Annotated in this window: 2 protein-coding genes; both read right to left on the bottom strand. The window is 62.2% G+C overall.

From position 1 onward, the window contains the following. Positions 1-223 (bottom strand): biotin/lipoyl-containing protein (locus tag E4T81_RS15530; protein ID WP_305764551.1); only part of this gene is annotated, 223 nt, incomplete at its 3' end. 58 nt (positions 224-281) lie between these two features. Beyond that, positions 282-381, bottom strand: a 100-nt coding sequence (locus E4T81_RS16155) for a hypothetical protein (protein WP_371683061.1), incomplete at its 5' end; no start/stop codon positions are given.

The following is a 381-nucleotide window of genomic DNA, read 5'->3' as shown; positions in this document are numbered from 1 at the left end:
GGCCGAGCAGTGCGCCGAGACCGACGGTCTCGCCATTCTGAGCGACGATTTCGGTCAGGACGCCCGAGACCGGCGACGGCACTTCGACCGTGACCTTGTCGGTTTCCAGTTCGACGAGCGGCTCGTCAGCCTTGACGACATCGCCGACCTTCTTGAACCAGGTGCCGATAGTGGCTTCGCTGACGGATTCGCCAAGGGTGGGTACGCGGATTTCAGTGGCCATGATCTCAATTCCGTTAATCAGAGAACGTTTCGGTCGAAGGGGATGGTGACTGGGCGGATCAACCGCCCAGTGCGTCCTCCAGGAAGGCTTCGAGCTGGGCGAGATGCTTCGACATCAGGCCCGTTGCCGGCGATGCCGCAGCCGGACGACCGGTGTAG

Source organism: Barnesiella sp. WM24 (assembly GCF_004570975.1).
GTDB lineage: Bacteria > Bacteroidota > Bacteroidia > Bacteroidales > Muribaculaceae > Muribaculum.
This window is presented reverse-complemented; position numbering and strand designations above follow the sequence as displayed.